The following is a 16741-nucleotide window of genomic DNA, read 5'->3' as shown; positions in this document are numbered from 1 at the left end:
CTTTAAAAAGCAGCCTCTTTAAGTGTCGATTTGATTAAATTCCAGAGAGCTCTTTTGGCTGCAGGGGAGTCCTTTAGCGATCTAAATGAAGGAATGGGTGCTGCCGGGATGTCGCCAAACCAGGCCGGTTTTCCCTCTTCAGCAGGTTTGTAGAAGCTTTGTAGGGCATCGTTCTCTTTCAAAGACTCTTCCGAGATAATAATCAGTTTCAGGTGAGGGGAAGAAAGGGTTGCAAGAAGCGCTTCCACGCTTGCCTTGTCATGGACAGGATATGTTTTAGCTGTTTGTTTTAGCACATCTCCAATGGCCCCTTGTATGCTGTCCATCATCTGCTGTTCTTGATCATTTAAGCCTCCGACAAGCAGGCATGCCGGCGGCGGATCCTTTTTTGCGAGGGTGCCTTCTTTGATCTCCTCTAAGATCTTGAGAGAAGGTTTGAGCTTAGAGATCGTCTCTCTCATCATCTTGTAGTCAAACGAGGGAGGGGGAGGGCCGGCCGGCCGGGGATCTTCGCTTAAGCTCTCTTTAACCGCTTCTTGCCTTGGCGCACTCACTTGTGGCCTGAAGGGTTCTTTCGGCTCCGCTGCGGGAGCCACCCTTGGGGGGGGGAAGGGCTGCGTTTTTTGAGGAAGAGCGGGAGATTCGAGACGGGCGGGGACTTGCTTTGCAGGATGTTTTTGGTGAAAGAAGTTATAGGCCTCTTCTTCGGCGAAAAGCACGCTTCCAGCTTCTTCTTTCAGTACCAGCTTTTGCACTTCTCCGATTAGGGAGAGCCACTCTCTTTCGATGCTGCTCATTGCTTAGTCTTGACCACACTTTTTGTTTTGGATTTGGCGGGACTTAAGTCCTTCATGAACATCCCGATTGCCGGAATAAGATCGTCAAAACCGCGTTTTTTGTAGCGGTAGATGAGATACTCCTCCGCTTCGGCAATCCCTTTGGGATAGGTCTTGATCAGCAGGCGCTTTACGAACCCTGCCCCTTGGAATTTGTCGAAGTCTTTTTTATGCCTTACCAAGAAAAAGAGAACATTTTCATCTTTTGCAAATTTAGCGAACAGGCCGGGTATCGTCCGCCCCATTTTTTTAAGCTCAAGTGCGATTTTTTCACCCTGACGCTTGATCTGCTCGACGTTTTCCGGAGTCGATGCGCGCGGCCCTTTTTGCAGGTTTTGGACAAGACTCTCCATTTCGATGGCAAATCCCCACGCCTGGTTTGCGGATCTGCGCAGAATCCTCTCCGCCGCATGGTCTTCGAGGATGTCGCGGGCTAAGATCGCTGTAAAGTGCGATAGTTTCTTTAAGATGCCGTCGTCACCTGGGGAGATGAAACGTATGAAATCATGCCCTATTCCCGACAGCTGTTTGAGACAGGCTTCCATGTCCTGGTAGATTTTTTTCGAGGAGGGCTTTTCAAGCAGTTTGTCGATATGGCACAAAAGCAAGAAGCTGGTCTTTTCGGCCAAAAGCCACTCGCTTAAGATAAACTGGAAGACTAGCCCATCTTCCTTATGGTAAGCGGGCAGCTGCTTTGCCACAATCGGCAGTGAGTTGGACATTGGTTACCTACCATTGGGGTTCAAAAACGTAAGCTGCATTGTTTGCAGGTCGCTGACCTTTTTGGGGGCTCTCTTAGGTCTTGCTGGCTCGAAGATGCCCTTTTTGGATCCGGTCTCTTCCAGGTGGGAAAGGATTTCTTTGCTTCTGTCGATGGCATAGGAGGGAAGACCCGCAAGCTTGGCGACGTGGATGCCATAACTTTTGTCTGCCGATCCCTTAAGGATTTTATGGGTGAATACCACCTCTCCTCGCTGCTCAAGGACAGAGACGTTGTAGTTGACGGCCCCGTCGATGACTTCTTCCATTTTAGTCAGCTCGAAAAAGTGCGTGGCAAAAAGTGTTTTGGCCCTTTTTCCTTCCTGGGTCAGAAGCCACTCTGCCGCAGACCAGGCTATCGCGATGCCGTCGTAGGTGCTGGTCCCTCTGCCAATCTCATCTAAAATAACAAGGGAGCGATCAGTGGCGTTGTTTAAGATATTTGCTGTCTCCGTCATCTCCACCATAAAAGTAGACTGGCCCCTGGCTAGGTCGTCGTGGGCTCCTATTCGGGTGAATACGCGGTCGATCAGTCCGATGTGGGCTGATTTGGCCGGCACAAAAGATCCTATGTGGGCCATGATTGCGATCAGGGCCACCTGACGGATGTATGTTGATTTTCCCGCCATGTTAGGCCCGGTGATCAGCATCAGTCTGTTTTTCTCATCATCTAAGAAGGTGTCGTTTGGAACAAAACGCTCCATTTTTTGGTACGCATCAAGCACTGGATGCTTTCCTTCGACGATCACGAGTTTGCGGCTCCCGTCCACAACCGGTTTGACCCAGCCGTGCTGTTTGGCCGAAAGGGCAAGGGAAAGAATGCAGTCGACCTTAGCGATGGCCCCGGCCGTTTCAAGCACTGCCGTCTTATGCAGGGATACCTCTCTGCGGAGCTCGGCAAACAGCTCTTGTTCCATCGCTTCTATTCTGTCGCTGGCCGATAGCACTTTGTCCTCGAACGCTTTCAGTTCTTCGGAGATGAAGCGCTCGGCATTGACAAGCGTCTGGCGTCTTGTGAAGGAGGGCGGCATGTTGCCTGCCTGTCCTTTGGACACTTCTATGTAGTAGCCAAACATGCGGTTGTAGCCGACTTTGATTGTTTTTATGCCCGTGCTCGCCCTTAAAGACTCCTGATAATCGGCCAGCCATTTTTTTCCATCCTGTCCGATGAGTCTTAGCTCGTCGAGCTCCTTATGGAATCCCTCTTTGAAGAGACGGCTGTCACCGATCCTGAAGGGCGGCTCATCGACAAGCGAGTTGTCGATCAGTTGATGCAGCTCCCGATGTGTGCCAATCTTGGCTGCTGCGTCGAAAAGAAAAGGGGAGGTGTGGCAGCTGGCCATTAGATCCGCTTTGATCTCCGCGAGCGGGTATAGCGACGCTTTTAAGTTGGCAATATCCCTTGGAAGAGCGAATCCGCTGCAGACTTTCGTCATCAGGCGCTCTAAGTCTTTCACGTAATTGAGGTGAGCTCTCAGTTTCTCCGCTAGCGAAAGTTTCTGGAGCACGTTGTCAATGGCATCCTGCCTGCCTCTGATGGCATCGATCGAAAGCAGAGGGTGTTTCACCCAGTGCATGAGAAGTCTGCCTCCCATGGGGGTAGAGGTGTTGTCTAAGACATCGTACAGCGTGAGCTTTTGCTGCACAGATCGCATCGACTCTGTCAGCTCCAAATTTCTCTGCGCGGACGGATCGAGAACCATGTGGTCGCTCAGCGAGTAGGTTTTAACCGTCTGGATGTGTTGGATGGGAAGTCTTAAGAAATCTTGCAGATAGGCGAGAAGAGCGCCGGCAGAAGAGACGCAGGCTCCCTCCTCTTGCAATCCATACCCTTCCAGCGTCTTGACCTGAAGATGGGACAAAAGAAACTCTTTGGCGGCTCCTCCTTCAAAGCGCCAGTCATCATGCGGATTGATCAAGGGAGAGAAGGCAATCTTGATCTCATCCATGATATCCTGGTATTTCTGAATAAACTTTTTCGGAGCTAAAAGTTCTTTGGGTTTAAACCGGAAGAGTTCTGTCTTGAGTTCATGAAGGCTTGCGCACTCCAGGGCAATGAGCTCGCCGGTTGAAATATCGAGCACAGCCAGTCCGTAGTTTTTTCCCGAATTTGAAACGGAGGCGAAAAAATTGTTGCATTTGTCGGAGAGAAGAGACGAACTGATGACAGTTCCCGGAGTGATGAAACGGACAACTTCCCTTTTGACCAATCCCTTGGTCTTTTTCGGGTCTTCCATCTGCTCGGCGACTGCGATTTTTATCCCTTTCTGGATGAGCCGGTCGATATATCCTTCGGCGCTGTGGAAAGGTACCCCCGCCATCGGGATATCCTGCCTTTTGGTGAGCGCCAGATCCAGCTCTTTGGATAATAAGGCGGCATCTTCGTAGAATGCCTCATAAAAGTCTCCCATCCGAAATAAGAGGAGAGCGTCCTTCGCCGTTTCCTTACAGGCATGCCATTGTGCCATCATGGGAGAGGTTTTAGCTGTTTCTGTCTCTGTCGTTGTTGTCATAGGCTGGCCGCTCGTTTTAAGGATTAGTTCAATTCGGACTACCGAAAATAACTATTTTCCAGCTTTTGTGGAATATTCACAAGATGCATCAACCTTTTTTACGATCGGAAAGGGACGGGCCGCAACCATCAGGGAGCAAGAAGGGGGGTACCCGTAAGAACTTGTGCTAGAATCAAACCATGATGCTTTGCCGCTGAATTGTCCTATACCGAAAGTGTCTCTAAATTTTGATTTGGCAACGAGAGAGCTTCTCAAGTCTGGTGGAACGCGCTGGATGGTTTGAATTTTATTATTGTTGATCGAAGGTTCAAAAAAAAAGCATCCCGGGGTTTTTTGCCCCGGGATGCTAAGATAGCTAGATTCAATCAAGTATTTGAAGGCAAGATTACATATTTCCTTCGAAACCGGAGGAAAACACGGTGGACATCAGCAGGGAGTTTTCCATGTTGTGCTGGCTGATTTCATCAACGCGCCGGGTCAAATCAAGGAACAGCTCGCTATTGAGATCGATGAGCCTTACCGCCACATTTTTCAACTTACCCTCCGTTCTTTCGCACTGGACTGTGAATACGTGATCCAGTGTTTGCAGAACACGACGGCACTCTGCGCCCGTGATTTTACCATCGGCTAGCGCGTCGCTTAGGGCAAAGTAGAGTTTTAACTCTTCTTCAAAGCTTAAAGAGCCAGCGCCTGCTGTCTTGGTGTTGAAAGTTCCTTCATACACTTCGCTTCCAATCTGAACTTTAAAACCGCCCATCGTTTCAGAATCTTTCCAAGCTTCTGTGTAGGGCATCCAGTTAAGGCATGTGGTTGAGGGTGCAAATTTAATTTGGACCGGGTTCATGGGGGTTGGATCGGTGACCGGTACCGATGCCACGAAGGCCTTTTTTGCAGCTTCTGATTTTTTCCTCAGCTCATGGACAGAGGAACCAGCGACTTTAAAGCCTGTAATAGCGCCACCGAACATCCCAAACACTCCTCCAGTGAAGAGACCGGCGACACCCGTACCGAATCCAAGCGCTGCGCCGGAGAGGTATTCGACGACACCCCACTCCGTCTCCGAGTTTTGTTGACGCTGCTTGGCGTTTTGTACGCTTTGCGACGCTTTTTGGGCGATAATCTGCTGCTTGAACATCCTTTTTTGCATGTTGCGCACATCATGGGCCGCTTTTTTATTCTCTATCAGCATTTTTTGTTTATCATTTTCGATAGCCTCCAATCTTTCAGCCATCTCCAATTTCAGCTTTTTCTCATGAGCTAGATCTCTCATCGCATGGCGGTTGTCTTTCATAAGTTCGCCGCACATCTCATTCACATCGGCCATGCTCTTGTGCATGTCGCTGCTGGCACCTTTTGTCAATCTTACACCTTTGATGAAGTCATCTGCCGCTGCTTTTAAGTCGTTAATATACAGTTTTATATCTTCTTGAGAGAGGCTTTCGCTCTGAAGCGCTTCCGTTGTCTTTTCGAGCGTGGCCAACCCTTGCTCGATCAGTTCGGTACCGGAGGTGTTTTGCACGATTGCATCTGATAACAATTTGTGAATATTAGAGAGACGTTCAATGTTGGACTCTGTCTTGGCCTGCAAAGACATCATTTCTAAATCTTTATTATGTGCCTGTTTTAAGAGATCCAGCTTTATTTGACCGAGTGCAGCCTTTTCCTCTTTTAATTTCTTTTCGACGCTGGCAAGGTAGTCGGCCAGCTGATTGGCATCTTCGATGTTGGCTTCGTTGAGCTGTTTCATCATCGAGATACCTTGCTGAATTTCTTCAAGCGACTTGCTCAAAGTATTGCTTTCCATCGCGCCGTCATAAACTGCTTTTGCGCCATAAGCGCCTAATGCTAAATTATACACACCAAGCATGATGTTTGTTGCGCCGCCGTAGAGGTCGCCGTTGCCTAGGGCGTTCATCGTGCCGACTGCCGTGTAACCGACGCCTTCGGCGAGTCTCGCCGTTAAATTGACGACGTGCGCTTTTCTGGTATTGCGGATTTCTTCTAAGATTTTGTCTAAGACTACCGTTGTGTTCGCCACATTTTCCCAGTAGGTCTGTGCGTAGGATCGCTGCTGATTTTCCCCTGTCGTGTTGTTTGCGTTTTGGTCGCCTGAATTCTCCTTTTGCCCATCAACGCCATGAAGATGGAGTACTAGATGAGTCGGTTGTTCCGTGGGTTGATGGGTTGTGATGGAGTATGTTCCGTGGTAGGGACCGTGGATTGGGGTTTGCATAAAACTTCCTTGTTATTTTGTTTTAAAATTTTTAATTACGTAAATTGTAATCGATGTTTTTTTATGGCCAATAAATGTTTCGTTGTTTTTATGTTAAGATGTGTTTTAGCGAGTTCGATTTTGTTGTGTGGGTAGAGAAAACACATGAATGTTTTTGAAATGCTGACGATATAGTTCGTGTTGATGCGTTGGTTTGTTGATTTGTAATTTGTTTTTATTTAAACTGACGTGTTCGTTTGGTTTTGTAATTTATTAGAGAGGTTAGATTGTGTCATATGCAGTAGATCGACAATTCCCCTATTCATCCTTGACTCAATCGCCAGCAACGGGCGAGGAAGCTGGAGGCGATCAAGGTTTGATCCAACTACTACCCGTTGAAATTGTGCAGAATATTCTCCTGTTTGTCCCGGAATCGAGTACGTCGCTCGTGTGCAAACGCTGGCTTGCTTTTGAAAGAGATAGTTATTTTTCCCTGGAGAAAATCCGCCGATCGTCAAAAAAATGGGGAATCGACCGTGACGTTGCTGCGGCTGACGCTCTCATGGCTAAAGAGACGGATGCAAATGCCGCCAGGCGAATTGAGATCATTAAGCGCTCGGTGATGAGCAGGTGCTCAGTCGAGGAGGGAACACACTCATTATCCCCAATGGATCAGAAGATGCTCGTCTCTGCCGCATCCCGTCCGCTTAAAGTCTTGCAATTTTGGAGCTGTTTCGAAGGTTGGAAGAGTCTTGTGGCTCTTTGGAATATTTTGCTTGAGAGCAATCTGGTTAGCGACCAGCAATTGCCTGATGTTCCGCTACGTGAGCAGGCATTGCTTGTCCGCGAGGGGATGAAAAAGCACCAAAACGAGCTTTCCAAGGTGAAAAGTCTGGACTTGAGGGATAAAAACATCTCGAAACTGCCTCCCGAAATGGCACTCTTTACGTCCCTTGAAGACTTAAAGTTGGATCATAACCCCCTGCATCGGATTTCAGCGAAGCTGCTGCGGGTCTGGGACAAGATCAAAAGCTTTTCGATGGCAAACACCTCCCTTGAGAGGCTCCCTGAAGGATTTGGGGACAATTGGCAGCAGCTCGAATCCCTTACCCTTTCAGGGAATGACATAAAGACATTGCCTGCCCATTTTAGCACGCGCTGGCCCCGTCTTAAAAACATAAGACTTGAAAATAACAATATAGAGAGCCTTTCTGAGGATTTTGGTAAATTCTGGAATAGTCTGGAGCGAGCCACACTCCAGAACAACAGCTATAAGATAGTGCCATCTTCGATGCTGGAGCTAGGGCGCAGATTGAAAGTTTTTAGATATGATGCTTAAGAGATTCCCCCTCATCCTTAGCTTAATGCCAATCTCAGCGGCAATCGCTTAACGCCTCCAGAGGGTGGTTTCTGCCGAAGAGGGCGTGACTAACTTTACTGTTTAGGGAATCGGGTATGGGCACCCGCTCGACCACCTGGATGCCGAACGACGAGAGCTTCTCGCATTTTTTGGGATCGTTGGTGATCAGGCGGATCGCAAAAATGTCGAGCGACTTTAAGATTTGCGCAGCATCTGCCGTATAGCGGCAGGCATCTTCTGAGAGAGCACCTGTGTGGTCGGAGGCAATCTTCTTTTCAAAGTGGCGCATCAGTTGTGAGTCGTCATGGAAGTGCATGAAAATTCCGCTTCCGCTCTCCTCAATGGAGTTAAGGGAAAATTCAAGTTTTGACGCGCAGTCGCAACCCATGAAGCCAAAAGACTCTGACGGCATGCATCCTTCATGGAGGCGGACGAGGGACTCGTTTCTTACCTTCCCCTTGATCAAAGCGGAGAATCTTTTCCCTGTGATGGAGTTGACAAACGTGTGCAGGGTGAAGGAGCCATACTGGCTCACGAAAGGAATTTTGGAAATCGGCTGCACGATCTTTTCATAATAGAGCCGGTAGTGGATGAGGTCTTTGATGGTCAAAAGCGGGATGTTCAGCCTCGCCTGCAACTTTTTAAGATCCTCCCCTCTTGCCATCGAGCCGTCATCGCTTAATATTTCGCACAAGACAGCCGAAGGATTTAGGCCTGCCAGTCTTGCTAAGTCAACAGCTCCTTCAGTGTGTCCGGGTCTTTCCAGCACCCCGCCGGGCTTAGCCTTCACCGGAAAGACATGGCCGGGAGTGATTAGATCCGACCCTTTTTTGGCAGGATCGATAGCAACCTGAATGGTTCTTGCTCTGTCTTGGACAGAGCTGCCGGTTGAAATGCCCTCTTTTGCATCGATGGAGATTGTATAGGCAGTATTGAAAGGGGATCGGTTTGTCTCTGCCATCATCGGCAACCCCAGCGACTCGACCCGCTTTGATTCGAGCGCCAGGCAGATCAGCCCGCGGCCGCAAGAGGCGAGAAGGTTGATCGTTTCGGGTGTGGCCCTTTCGGCGGCGAGTACAAAATCGCTCTCGTTTTCCCTTGATTCATCATCGACTAAAATAATGGGTTTGCCCTTGCGAAGAGCTATTAGGGCGTGTTCGACGGTCTCCAAAGATTTTGTCATGCGTCAGCCTCCTTCCGGTCGTTTTGCTTCCTTACTGTGACGAAGTGCAAAAGTGATGAGTTTCCGTAGCTTTCAGAAACCTTCCTCTGCGGTATTGCCTGTTGAAAAGAATGATATGAAAAAGGCAATCTAGGGAAATGGATAAAATATTTTTTTAACAGAAGTCAACCGAAAAACGTTTCCGGCAAGAGCGTTCAGCCAGGCGCAGGCCAAAAAAAAATAAACCGGAAGTATACCGAAATTGTCTAAAAATTTGGATTTTGGCAAAGAGAAAGCTCCGCGATTGAATGATCGTAAGCCACCTAATATTAGAAATATGAGGTGGCTTGTATCCTTTCAATCCCGAGGCTTTCTCAAAGCCCCCATGCCAAATTTTGAGACAATTTCGGTATAAACCCGACGAAGCCAAAGACCAATTCTTCAAGTTGTTTCGGTATATCTCAAAATTACCGATCTGTAAAATTATTGATAAATCTAGTTTGCCAGCCTATGTTTTATACGCAGGCAGACTTAAGTAAATTAGTTAAAAGTAAAGATTGCGATGACATCTCAAATTCTTTCCCTCGTTTTGCTCATTATTACAATCGTGGGTAAATTCCCCGCTTGCGCGAGCCTCGCCGAAGACAAAGTAGAGATAGCTAATCCGCCAAACCCACTGGACTTGACTACGGATTTTTTTGATTACTACCATGAACCGGATCCGGTCACCCTGCTCAGGAAAATTGAGATGACAGAGGCAGCGCTTACTGCGATGTATGCGTCGCTCGCTCCGAATCTACAAAATCAGATGCTTGTCTACGTCAATAAAATAGCGATCAATTTAGAAGCGTTACCCAAACTCAGGAGCGAAAAAGGCTCTTCCCACAAAGCAAGGCTCTACAAAAACCGCTACACGTTTGAAAATATTGAAAGCTTACTCAATCAGGAGGTAGCACTGCAGGATGAGCTGAGCGAGCTTGAAAAAGAGAGGGTCTCGCTGACCTCTCTTTTGAAAAAGATGCGGCGGCATATTGACTCCCAGATGGCTGCCTACCTGAAAGAGAGCGCCAATACATCCGATAAGCTGCTCTTGGGATTGCAGATTTTCGCCCACATGTCCTCTCTGGCAGTCATGGAGGAAAAAGAGCGTCTTACCAAAGAGAAAATTGCGGAAGAATCCGCAGAGATTGCCCATCTGAGCGAGGAGGCAGGTTACGCCTTCAACCACCTGGATTTAAGTGTGATCAGCGAAGCGGCGCTGAGCAAACAGATCGAGGGGCAAAAAGAGGTCCTTAGCATGGCGGAGCTGGGGTCTTTGCATGCTGAGCTCAGTGCGTCGGGAATGTTTGGGGCGAGTGAAAAGGAAATTTCAGAGAGCTTCCTCTACACCCAAAAATCGATCAGGTCGCAGATCTCGCAAGCCTCGATCCGGCTAGCCATCTTGGAGCTCGAAGCCAAGAGGGCAATTGTCGCGGAAGCAGACGGCAAGGCCTCGTCTTTGACTCTCGAGGAAATTCAAGGGTGGATCCGCGACATTCAGGATATCGGTTATCAGGCAGGCATCTATGAAGCCAAGACCGAGCAGGAGCTGGATAGGGTAGGGCACTTGGGGCTTTTGCTGGATGAAAAAGAAGAGGGAGCCAAGGCATCGAGTCCTCTTATTGCGCTTGCCAGACAACGCTATAGCGAAGTTCAAACCAGCTTGAACGACCTGGATCTCTTGAAGAGAAAGCAGTTTTTTACCCTTTCCCTTGCCGGGTGGGCGGAAGCGCACCTGGAACGTTCCATGTCCTACTGGGAGATTACGAAAGGGTATATCGGGGGGATCTGGAGCGGCTGCTGCTCGACCTTGCAGGGGTGGCTTCACGAGAGTTTGTTCAAGGTTGCCGGAGTCCCAGTAACTCTCATGGGACTCCTGGAAGGTCTCATGATATTGGGGGGAGCTTACCTTTTTTCCTTTCTTATTCGGTTTGGAATTCGAAGAGCTCTTTGGGATAAAGGAAGCGTGGCTCAGTCCAGCCTCTTCATCCTCGACAGGTTGCTCCATTACCTATTACTTGTTATCGGAGGGGTGTTGGCGCTTTTGTCTGCGGGCCTTGAGATCAGTTCCGTCTTTTGGGTTCTGGGGGCTCTTAGCGTCGGTATCGGGTTTGGACTTCAGACCATTGTCAATAACTTCGCGAGTAGTTTGATTCTTCTTTTTTCCAGAAGCGTCAAGGTGCAAGACTACATCCAACTGCAGTCTGGGGAGTGGGGACAGGTGATGGATATCTCGGTTCAAAACACCATTGTGAGAACCTCCGACGGCATAGAGATTGTCATTCCCAATTCCGAGCTGATATCGAATAAGTTCATGAACTGGACAATGCACGACCCCTACAAGCGGCTCCACATCCCCTTTGGTGTCGCTTACGGAACAGATAAAGACTTTGTCGAGAAGGTTGCGAAGGAAGCTGCCGGAAAAATCTCCGCGACGATCACCAACCACCCCCATCTGGAGGGTCCCAGGGTGTGGCTCAAAGGATTGGGGGAGAGTTCGCTCGATTTCGAACTTGTCGTGTGGGTGAACATGTTCACGGCCAAGGGAGCGCATGGGTCTTTGCAGTCGAGTTATCTTTGGGAAATTGAGACCGCGCTAACGAAGCATGGGATAGAAATTCCATTCCCGCGTTGCGATCTGGTCGTCAGGACACCTGTTCATATCCAGGATTCTTCTCTCGCCCCAGCGGGAAAAGCTTATTGAGAGATGGCCTCTAAGGCTTGGGGTGGTGAAGCATTTCAAATTCGCTGCGCAGCAAACCGAAAACCAGCTCATCGTGGAACCCGCCTTTGGTGAATGCCATGTTGCGCAGGCACCCCTCCTGCACAAAGCCAAGACGCCTGTGCAGCTCTATCGAAGGCTCGTTGAACGAGTAGATATGGACGTTCACCTTCTGGTAGCGCAACTCAAAAAAGTAGTAACGGAGAAGCAGGCGTACGGCCATTGAGGCATAGCCCTTGCGTTGAAAATTCTTGTGGATGCCGATCCCATACTTGAAGATACCGTAGCGGCGGTCGCAGTCAAATATGTCCATCAACCCTGCCATCTGGCCGTCGAGGGTTTCGATCACCAATACGATTTCGTCATTGTCGTGCGGTGCGCAAGACATTTCCTCGCACCACTTCTTCATTTTTTCTTTCGATGTGGGGATAAGGATCTTATCGTAGAAGCGGGCTGTCTCCGTATCTTCGCTGAGAGCGTGGAAGGTTTCCCAGTCCGAGGGTTCTATCGAACGCAGCCTGATTCTATCGCCCTTCCAGATGCTCATAATTCCTTGAAAATAGTTGATTTCGGAAGAGGTATTTTAAGCTTCGCCCGTTAAAATCTCAAGTGATTAGAGAGGGGCGATAAACGTGATCGGGGGCTTTAGTGTAACCTGTTGCCAAGGTTTTCAGGAAGAATCTGAGAGCCTGTCCTCAAAATATCAAGCAGATCAAACTGCGGCTGTTTGTATTTTGAGGCCAGGCACTCCACTTGCCTCTTCGGAAGTTTAGGCGATATTCGCCAGTGGCGTCTCTTCCGCTTCGATTACTTCGGACAATCCCATCGCAAAGGCACCGTTGCCGAGGACGTTGGCGGATGTGATGACCGGATCAAATAGGATGTAGAGCGCTGTAATCAAAGAGAGCATTTCGCCGGTAAACCCAAGCTGACTTTCCAAAATAGGCAGCATGACGAGTATACCACCTCCGGGAACTGCGGCGACGGAGAATTTGGCCAGCACAAAGTAGGCTGCAAAAACCGCGTAAGTCATAAGAGCGGGTTCTGCCATGCCAAAATTTTTCATGACGGCAAAGGCAAAAATGGGGATAGCAAAGCAGTCGCCGATCAAGTGAATGTTCACTGTGGCGGGAATGATCGAACGCGCGATTGTTGGATTTTTGGAGTTTTTCTCCGCGGCGATCAATGTCAGGGGCATAACTGCGGCGCTTGACATGCTGCCGAATCCGGCGATAGCGGCAGGAAGCATGTTTTTAATGCTTGTGACTAGCCTCTCTTTCTGAAACCTTCCCGCGGCAAAATAGAGGAGCGTGATGTAGCTGAAGACAGCGATCGCCACCGCAGCGAAGATGACTGTGAAATTGCGCAGGATATGCAGAAGGATTTTATCGTGCTGCATTTTGAGTATGAAGCCGAAAATGAAAAAGGGGATGACATAGAGTATGGCTTTCAAAAGAACCGATACTGCCTGGTCCAAGATTCCTGCCAGTTTTTCCGCCTGCACAGAAGCTACACGTGCCAGAATCAGACCTGAAAACATCCCGACGAACATGGCGGCGTCATTGGGAATCAGTTTCGGCAGTGAGAAGTCCCAGGCAGCCTTCAGGGAGTTGGCTTCGCTTGGGAATTGAATGGAAAAGTCGAGGTGGTAGATCAGCGAGCCCACGCCATAGCTGATCGTTGTCGAAAGATAGTTTGAGAGACACACCAGCGCAACGAGGCCAAGCACCATATAGGACGCTTTTTTAGACAGTTGGATGGCAGTCTTGAACAGAAGTCCGAAGATAATGAAGGGTAGGGCGAATGCGATTAAGGATTTGATCGTTAAGCTCACCGCATAGAGCGTTTCTAAGGATGAGAGGGGGAGAAAGGGTTCTATCACTCCCGAAAAAAGGATGAGTCCTATCAGCAGGACAGGCATTTTACTGAACATGGAAGTTCTCCGTTGAGGATTTTCTGTTGATTAAGGGGCGTATAAAAATGAGTGCAGGGGGAAATGTTACCGGCTGGAGCCGGTACCTGTAGTGTAACCGAAGGAAAGGAGTGATAAAATAGCTTGTTGGAACATTGCTCGTTTTTATGCCTTACTTAAGAGGAATTTCAGTTTTAATCCCACTCGGAAAAAATTTTCACACTTCTAATTATTTAAATCAAACATTTTTTTGTTGTCTTGACGTGTCCCGAAAGTGTTGAAAAATTTGGTTTAGGGATAATTTCCGTGTAAGTATGTTTTTTTATACCGCCGGCTCCAATTTTTTTGGATGTTCTGTTTTATCCGGTGACTATTTCTACCGAAAGTGTCCCAAAGCCCCATGTCAAATTTTGAGGCCCTTTCGGTGTATACAAAACTTGAGGACAAACGAAAATGCCGGCAAATCAGTTTCTTCACACGTTCATTCCCGAAGTAAAGGCTAAAAGCCGTCAGGTCAATTTGGCCTCCTGGATTTTAGAAACCACCGGCAGCAAAGACGCCGCTCATCTGAAAGCAGAGCTCGAAACGGAGCTGCGCCTTCTCTTCAATGACAAGGAAGCGTATCACAAGCTGGCAGAGTGGGATAAAGACACAGCCATCGCAGATCCTTTGCTAAAAAGGCAGGTCAACGTCCTTTTGAGGCAGTTTATCCCAAACCAGATCGATAGGTCTTTGGTGGAAAAAATAGCCCGGCAAGAGGCTGCGTTAGCCGTCAAGTACTCCAATTTCAGGCCTCTTCTGGAGGGCAGTCCCCGGACGGAAAACGATATCCGGGAAATTCTTAAGACCGAGACTTCCCTTGTCAAAAGAAGGGAAGCTTGGGAGGCATCCAAAGAGATCGGTAAAGAGCTCGCTCCCGCCATTTTAAATCTGGTCAGGCTCCGCAACGAAGCAGCCAAGAGCCTGGGATATCCTGATTTTTTTGAGATGCAGCTGTCGTTGCAGGAGGTTGAGACCGATTGGCTTTTTTCCTTTTTGGATCAGTGCGCAAAGCAGTCGGAATCGGCCTATCAGAAAGTGCTCGACCAGATCCACTCGGATGCCAAGAGCCGATTCAACGCGTCCGATGTGGATCTCGGCCCTTGGTGCTGGGCAGAACCTTTTTGCCAAGAGGATCCGGTTGGCACAAAAGAGCTGGACTCTCTGGTCGAAGGCGTCGATATTCTCAAAGCGTCTGAGAATTTCTATGCCAAAATGGGTCTTGATGTGTCCGAAATTTTGAAGCGGAGCGACAATTACGAGCGGGCGGGAAAAAACCAGCATGCCTTTTGCATACACATCGACAGGGAAGGGGATGTCAGGACTCTGAATAATGTAACACCCACCCTCAAATGGCTCGAAACGGTTCTTCATGAGCTGGGCCACGCCGTTTATGAGATGGGGTTTGCAGAAGATCTACCCTGGCTTTTGAAGGAACCGCCCCACATGCTGACTACCGAGGCGATGGCGCTCTTAGCGGGCAGACAAGCCTACAGAAAACAGTCTCTGGATCTCTTGGTGGGGGAAGGCGATGATGCCCTGAAGCAAAAGGCTGAAGAGAGCCTTAAAAGACGGCAGCTTATATTCAGCCGCTGGGCGCTGGTGATGACCTATTTTGAAAGGGAACTCTATCGAAACCCTGAGCAAGATTTACAAAAGCTTTGGTGGGAGATAGTAGAGCGGTTCCAAAAGGTTAAGTGCAAAGGGAGCCGGCATGGGTGCGATTTCGCGGCTAAATTCCACATTGGCTTAGCGCCGGTTTACTATTTCAGTTACCTCCTTGGTGAGGTTTTGGCTTCGGCGATAGAAGAGCGCTGCCCTTCTTTTGCCTCTCCGGAAACAGGCAAGTTGTTACGCGACAAGATCTTTTCACCCGGAAACCGGATAGGATGGGATAGCCTCGTCAGGGAACTGACGGGCAGCCCCCTGGATAAATCTGCTTGGATACGGCAGTTTGCGTCTTGAGGAGAATAAAGGAAGAATAATGAGGCAGCGCCTAATTCAAAAAAATATAACTCTTGTAAATTACGGAGATTAAGAGTGGACACACAAGAACATGGGTGTACTGCGGATACCGATCATGACCGGGAATTTCCGGAAGTCGATCTGCTCAGCCCCTTAAAGATTCGAAGCGTTTCTTTCTCCAATCGGATCGCGATGTCGCCGATGTGTCAATACTCTTCCCATGAAGGGCTCGCGAGCGACTGGCATCTAGTCCATCTCGGCAGCCGCGCGGTCGGCGGGGTTTCCCTGATCATGGTGGAAGCGACAGCCGTTCTTCGGGAAGGGCGCATCACTCCCGGCGATATGGGCATCTGGGGCGATGAACATATCGAACCCTTAGCCCGCATTGCTAGCTTCATTAAATCTCAGGGAGCTATTGCCGGAATTCAGCTGGCCCACTCCGGTAGAAAAGGGAGCACGGATGCCCCATGGAAAGGGGGCGCCGTCTTGAGGGAGGCTGCTGAAGGGGGGTGGAGCGTCGTCGCACCGAGTCCTTTGCCATTCGCCGAGAGCGATCCAGTTCCCGAGGAGCTTGATGACAAGGGAATTGAGAAAGTGCGGCTCGGATTTAAAGAAGCGGTCAAAAGGGCCGTCAAAGCCGGTTTTGAAGTGATCGAGATGCATGCCGCCCATGGCTACTTGCTGCATGAGTTTCTCTCACCCTTGTGCAATCGCCGCAAAGATCAATGGGGTGGAAGTTTGGAAAACAGAATTAGGTTGCCGTTGAAAGTGGCAGAGACCATGCGCGATGAGATGCCCGAAGGGATGCCTCTTTTCGCTCGCATCTCTGCGACCGACTGGGTTGAAGGAGGATTTGACATTGAACAGGCAGTCTTCCTTTCCAGACACTTAAAAAAAGCGGGGGTTGACTTGATCGATGTATCTTCCGGGGGAATGGTTCCCAAAGCACGCATTCCGGTGGGTAAGGGGTATCAGGTTCCCTTCGCTAGGCAGATTCGGGAAGAGGCGAAAATTTTCACTGCTGCTGTCGGATTGATCACCGAGGCGAGCCATGCTAATGAGATCATTACGGGCGGGGATGCCGATCTTGTGTTTTTGGGGCGGGAGTTGCTTCGCGATCCTTATTGGGCAATTAAAGCGCAGCACGAGCTTGGTAAGGAACCGACCTGGCCTATTCAATATGGATACGCAGTTAAGCGTAGGGCGAAATAGTTGGAAAACT

11 protein-coding genes are annotated in these 16741 nt (G+C 49.1%); 4 read left to right on the top strand and 7 right to left on the bottom strand.

Annotated elements, in window-relative coordinates; genetic code table 11:
- Positions 1-2: 2 nt before the first annotated feature.
- The 4 genes from ELAC_RS05780 to ELAC_RS05760 all read right to left on the bottom strand — a co-directional run bounded on the left by ELAC_RS05780 (position 3) and on the right by ELAC_RS05760 (position 6341).
- Entirely contained in the window at positions 3-797 is a 795-nt protein-coding gene (locus tag ELAC_RS05780; protein WP_098038336.1) for a hypothetical protein, read from the bottom strand.
- On the bottom strand, positions 794-1558 hold the full coding sequence (locus ELAC_RS05775; RefSeq protein ID WP_098038335.1) for a hypothetical protein: 765 nt from the start codon (positions 1556-1558) through the stop codon (positions 794-796). Before ELAC_RS05775 ends, ELAC_RS05780 begins: the two co-directional genes overlap by 4 nt.
- 3 nt (positions 1559-1561) lie before the next feature.
- Complete coding sequence (mutS, locus tag ELAC_RS05770) at positions 1562-4108, bottom strand: DNA mismatch repair protein MutS (protein WP_098038334.1); 2547 nt, start codon at positions 4106-4108, stop codon at positions 1562-1564.
- A gap of 385 nt (positions 4109-4493) precedes the next feature.
- The gene (locus ELAC_RS05760; RefSeq protein WP_098038332.1) at positions 4494-6341 is read right to left on the bottom strand and encodes a coiled-coil domain-containing protein; all 1848 of its coding nucleotides are present in this window, start codon (positions 6339-6341) and stop codon (positions 4494-4496) included.
- A gap of 268 nt (positions 6342-6609) precedes the next feature.
- Here ELAC_RS05760 and ELAC_RS05755 point away from each other — a divergent pair, with 268 nt between their 5' ends.
- Entirely contained in the window at positions 6610-7659 is a 1050-nt protein-coding gene (locus tag ELAC_RS05755; RefSeq protein WP_143406451.1) for an F-box/LRR-repeat protein, read from the top strand.
- Between the two features lie 34 nt (positions 7660-7693).
- Here the strand turns inward: ELAC_RS05755 and ribB are convergent, their stop codons facing one another.
- Complete coding sequence (ribB, locus tag ELAC_RS05750) at positions 7694-8863, bottom strand: 3,4-dihydroxy-2-butanone-4-phosphate synthase (protein ID WP_098038330.1); 1170 nt, start codon at positions 8861-8863, stop codon at positions 7694-7696.
- A 541-nt stretch (positions 8864-9404) separates the two neighbouring features.
- On the opposite strand from ribB, the gene ELAC_RS05745 reads away from it, so the two are divergent.
- Complete coding sequence (locus tag ELAC_RS05745) at positions 9405-11585, top strand: mechanosensitive ion channel domain-containing protein (protein WP_098038329.1); 2181 nt, start codon at positions 9405-9407, stop codon at positions 11583-11585.
- 10 nt (positions 11586-11595) lie between these two features.
- Here the strand turns inward: ELAC_RS05745 and ELAC_RS05740 are convergent, their stop codons facing one another.
- The gene (locus ELAC_RS05740; RefSeq protein WP_098038328.1) at positions 11596-12150 is read right to left on the bottom strand and encodes a GNAT family N-acetyltransferase; all 555 of its coding nucleotides are present in this window, start codon (positions 12148-12150) and stop codon (positions 11596-11598) included.
- Between the two features lie 222 nt (positions 12151-12372).
- Positions 12373-13536, bottom strand: a complete 1164-nt coding sequence (locus ELAC_RS05735; RefSeq protein WP_098038327.1) for a cation:dicarboxylate symporter family transporter — start codon at positions 13534-13536, stop codon at positions 12373-12375.
- A 432-nt stretch (positions 13537-13968) separates the two neighbouring features.
- Here ELAC_RS05735 and ELAC_RS05730 point away from each other — a divergent pair, with 432 nt between their 5' ends.
- Positions 13969-15519, top strand: a complete 1551-nt coding sequence (locus tag ELAC_RS05730; RefSeq protein ID WP_098038326.1) for a M2 family metallopeptidase — start codon at positions 13969-13971, stop codon at positions 15517-15519.
- 75 nt (positions 15520-15594) lie between these two features.
- The gene (locus ELAC_RS05725) at positions 15595-16731 is read left to right on the top strand and encodes an NADH:flavin oxidoreductase/NADH oxidase (RefSeq protein ID WP_098038325.1); all 1137 of its coding nucleotides are present in this window, start codon (positions 15595-15597) and stop codon (positions 16729-16731) included.
- The last annotated feature ends 10 nt before the right edge of the window (positions 16732-16741 follow it).

The sequence above is a fragment of the Estrella lausannensis genome, assembly GCF_900000175.1.
GTDB classification, from domain to species: Bacteria; Chlamydiota; Chlamydiia; order Chlamydiales; family Criblamydiaceae; genus Estrella; species Estrella lausannensis.
Note: the sequence above shows the minus strand (reverse complement) of the source record. Positions and strands in the feature narration are given on the sequence as shown.